The following is a 3682-nucleotide window of genomic DNA, read 5'->3' on the forward strand; positions in this document are numbered from 1 at the left end:
TGCTTGTCGGTGTAGTCGGGCTGGAGGTCGTGGCCGTTGCCGCCGATGCGGATGCGGTGGCCTTCCTCGCGCAGCCGGACGCCGGCGCCGCTGCCGACGAGCCGGAAGCGGCAGATCTCCGTGCGGCCGATGGCCCACAGCAGCTTGTACAACGGGTCCCACAGCACGCCGTGCGCTTCGATCAGGGGGTAGGACGTGACGTGGGCGAGGGAGCCGACGCGGCCGTCGCGCGTCGTGTAGAGGTGCAGGCCGCCGCCCGGCCGCGGCGCGCCGTCGCTGGGCCTGGCGGTTCCGGCGCCGGCGACGACGACCGCGCCGCTGTCCCGTAGCAGTTCGATGCTGTGCGGGTAGTTCTTCACGGGCGCCGACCACAGGAGCTTCCTGTCGCTCTTGCGGTAGACGCCGGCCCGGCCCCGGGAGGGGCTGTCGCCCGCCGCGACGAGTACCACCTGCCCGTCGTGGGCGGTGGCGCGGTAGCGGGCCTCCAGGACGTCGCCCCAGCCCGGCCGCAACTGCCACTTCACGTGCGCGTCGGTGAAGGCCGGCGCGGTGCGGTCGAACTCCATGATCCGGTCGTTGGCCCCGTCCACCCGGGTGACCAGCACGCGGTACGAGGCCGGTGCCGGGGCGGGTGCCGCGCTCGCCGTTCCGGTGAGCAGGCGGGCGCCGGCCGGCACCCCCACCGCTCCGGCCACCGCCGCCCGCAGCAGGCTGCGTCTCTCCATGCCGTTCCCCCTTCGTCCGTACAGTCGTTCGTACGAGTCGCTCGCATCCTTCGTGCCGTTCGTACGGGAGGCGCCTGGGGCCTCCGGTGCGAAGGACGACGGGGCGAGAAGGACGGTTGCACCGCCGGGCGGTCGCGGGCTACCCCGTCACCCGAAGGCCCACCCCGCCGCCACCACGCCCACCAGCACGGCCGACGTGCAGAGCGCCACGCCCGCGCAGCCGCGCGTCAGCACTGTGCGCGCCAAGGAGGCGGGGGTCCGGCCCTGGGCGGTACGCCGCCGGTCCAGGCGCGTCAGGTAGCACGCGGGCAGGGCGAGGACGAGCAGTCCCAGCCACCACGCCGCGTAGGCCAGGGGCCCGGCGGGGCCGCCGCGCAGCACGGCCGTGACGGTGCCGGCCGCCGCGACCGCCGTGCCGGTCACGCCGGCCGCGGTGGCCGGGAGCCACCACCAGGCGTCCGGCCGGTCGTGCCGTCGTGCGGCGCGGCCGGCGAGCGAGACCGCGGGCAGGACGAGGACGAGCGTGAGGAGCAGGGCCGCGACGGCCGCGACGCCGGCGAGGAGGGGCAGGCCGAAGAGGACGAACAGCGCGCCGCTCTCCTCCTCGGAGCCGGGCTCGGGCCCAGGGCCGGTCATGCCCCACAGCCAGAGCCCCACCATGCCGATCGCCTCTTCCACCAGCAGCGCCGCCATCGAGGCGGACAGAGCGGACAGCGCGGGCCACGGCGGGCCCTGGTGGCGGGCGATCGGTACGTTCACCCGCCGATTGTCCGACGGTCCGCCGGGCCGCCCGACACCGGGCCGCCCGATGCCGGCGCCGCCGGGCGGCGGCCTCGGGAGCGGTGGCCTCGGGAGCGGTGGCGCCGGAGTGGAACGCCGCACCCGGGGACGGGTACCCAGCCCCGTCTGAGTACGAGCGCTCATGTGCGCCGACCGCGCCGGTTCGTAGCCTCCTCGTCATGCACACAGACCATGCTGCTCCCGGCCCGATACGCCGGGTCGGGATCACGGCGGCGGCTTCCTGCCTGCCCGAACGCGAAGTGACGTCCCGGCAGGTGCAGGAACGGATCGCCGCGGCGTCCGGGATCACCCTGCCGCCGCGGATGCTCGAACGCGTCACGGGCATCACCTCGCGCCGGGCCGTCGCGGACGGCGAGTACGCGTCGACGCTCGCGGTGCGGGCGGCGCGCGCGGCGCTGGAGCGGGCCGGGCTCGTTCCGTACGACGTGGACCTGCTGGTGTTCGCCTCCGCCACCCGCGACGTGATCGAACCGGCGACCGCGCACATCGTCCAGGCCGAGCTGGGTTCCCGGGCACACGCGCTGGACGTGACGAACGCGTGCAACAGCTTCGTCAACGGCATCGACACGGCACGGGCGATGATCGTGGCCGGCCGTGCCCGCCGGGCGCTGGTGGTCACCGGCGAGACGCCGAGCCGGGCGGTGCGGCACGCGCCGTCCGGTCCCGGCGAGTTCCGCGACGGGTTCGCGGGCTACACCTTCGGGGACGCGGGGGCCGCGGTCGTCCTGGAGGCGGTGGAGCGCGGCGGGATCCTCGACGTCGACACGGCGACGCACTCCGAGCACTGGCGGGTCGGGGGCATCTTCGGCGGCGGTTCGCGGCATCCGCGCGGGGACGAGCACACGTACTTCCACGGGGACGGCGGCGCGCTGCGCGAGGTGTTCGAGAAGGTCGGCACGTCCGTCCTCGACCGGGTGCTGCGGCGCACCGGCCTGGCGTGGGGCGACTTCCGGCACGTCCTGGTCCACCAGGTGACCGTGCCCTATCTGGAGCGGTTCCTGGAGCTGACCGGGGTGCCGCGGGACCGGCTCGTCGTCACCGTTCCCGAGCTGGGGAACATGGCCAGCGCCACGCTGGGTGTGCAGTTGGACCTCGTCCAGGAGCGGCTGCGCCCGGGCGACCGGGTGTTGTTCGTGGGGCTGGGCGGGGGCGTGAGCATCATGACGATGGTCTGGGAGAAGGCATGAGCTCCCTGTGGGTCGTGGTGCCCGCCTACCAGGAGGCCGCGCGCCTCGGCGCCACCCTGGACGCGCTCGCGGGCCAGCGCGACCGCGGGTTCACGCTCGTCGTCGTGGACAACGCCTCGACGGACGGCACGGCGGCCGTCGCGCGGGAGTTCGCCCGCCGGGCGCCGTTCCCAGTGCACGTGCTCACCGAGCCGGAGAAGGGCGTGGGCTGCGCGGTGGACACCGGTTTCCGGTACGCGATCGCGCGCGGCGCGGCGCTGCTGGCCCGTACCGACGCCGACTGCCTGCCGGAGCCCGGCTGGACGGCCGCCGCCCGCGACGCGCTGGGGCGCGGGGCGGGTCTGGTGTGCGGGCGCGTGGTCGCCCGGCGTGACGAGCACGGGCCGCTCGGGCGGGCCGGCTTCCGCGCGCTGGTCGGCGCCGCGGCGTTCTTCGGCCGGGTGCGTCCCTCCCACCGGCGGTGCCACGGCTATCTCGTGCCCTACCGGATGCACGCCGGCAACAACATGGCGGTCACCGCGGCCTTGTACGAGGCGGTCGGCGGGATGCCGCGCCGTCCGTCCCCCACGGACCGGCTGTTCCTCAACCGGGTGCGCCGCCGCACCACCGCCGTCGTCCGCGCCCGCGACATGGTCGTGGGCAACTCGACCCGCCGCCTGGCCGCTTACGGAGTGGCCGGAACCGCCCGCTGGTACCTCGGCAAGGGCAGCGGCCGTCTCGGAGAGGATCCGCGCTGATGCTGGACCTGCTCACGCACACCCTGCGGCGCTCCCCCGGCCGCCCGGCCGTCCTCGGGGCCGGCCGCACGGGGGCCGTCCGTACCGAGGCCACCTGCGGCGACCTGGCCGATCTCGCCGACCGGTACGCGGCGGCCCTGCACGGGCGCGGTCTGCGCCGCGGCGACACGGTCGGCGTCGCGGTGCGGCCGGGGCCGCGCGCGCTCGCGGTCCTGCTCGCGGTGCACCGGCT

General features: G+C 75.7%; 5 protein-coding genes. 3 read left to right on the forward strand and 2 right to left on the reverse strand.

What is annotated here, in order from left to right; genetic code table 11:
* Together JNW98_RS34270 and JNW98_RS34275 are read right to left on the reverse strand one after the other, a co-directional pair.
* A partial coding sequence (locus tag JNW98_RS34270; RefSeq protein ID WP_223772193.1) for a hypothetical protein occupies positions 1-725 on the reverse strand: 725 nt, incomplete at its 3' end.
* A gap of 147 nt (positions 726-872) precedes the next feature.
* Positions 873-1484 (reverse strand): hypothetical protein, encoded by a 612-nt coding sequence (locus JNW98_RS34275; RefSeq protein ID WP_223772194.1) that lies wholly within the window; start codon positions 1482-1484, stop codon positions 873-875.
* A 200-nt stretch (positions 1485-1684) separates the two neighbouring features.
* Here JNW98_RS34275 and JNW98_RS34280 point away from each other — a divergent pair, with 200 nt between their 5' ends.
* The 3 genes from JNW98_RS34280 to JNW98_RS34290 form a co-directional block, all read left to right on the forward strand.
* Positions 1685-2713 carry a 3-oxoacyl-ACP synthase III family protein gene (locus JNW98_RS34280; protein WP_223772195.1) on the forward strand — a complete coding sequence of 343 codons (1029 nt, stop codon included), beginning with the start codon at positions 1685-1687 and terminating at the stop codon, positions 2711-2713.
* Positions 2710-3450 (forward strand): glycosyltransferase family 2 protein, encoded by a 741-nt coding sequence (locus JNW98_RS34285; protein WP_223772196.1) that lies wholly within the window; start codon positions 2710-2712, stop codon positions 3448-3450. The genes JNW98_RS34280 and JNW98_RS34285 overlap by 4 nt, the downstream gene beginning before the upstream one ends.
* Positions 3450-3682 (forward strand): AMP-binding protein (locus JNW98_RS34290; protein ID WP_223772197.1); only part of this gene is annotated, 233 nt, incomplete at its 3' end. The genes JNW98_RS34285 and JNW98_RS34290, both read left to right, overlap by 1 nt.

Origin of the sequence: Streptomyces huiliensis (assembly GCF_020037025.1) — a bacterium.
In the GTDB taxonomy this organism is placed as follows: domain Bacteria; phylum Actinomycetota; class Actinomycetes; order Streptomycetales; family Streptomycetaceae; genus Streptomyces; species Streptomyces huiliensis.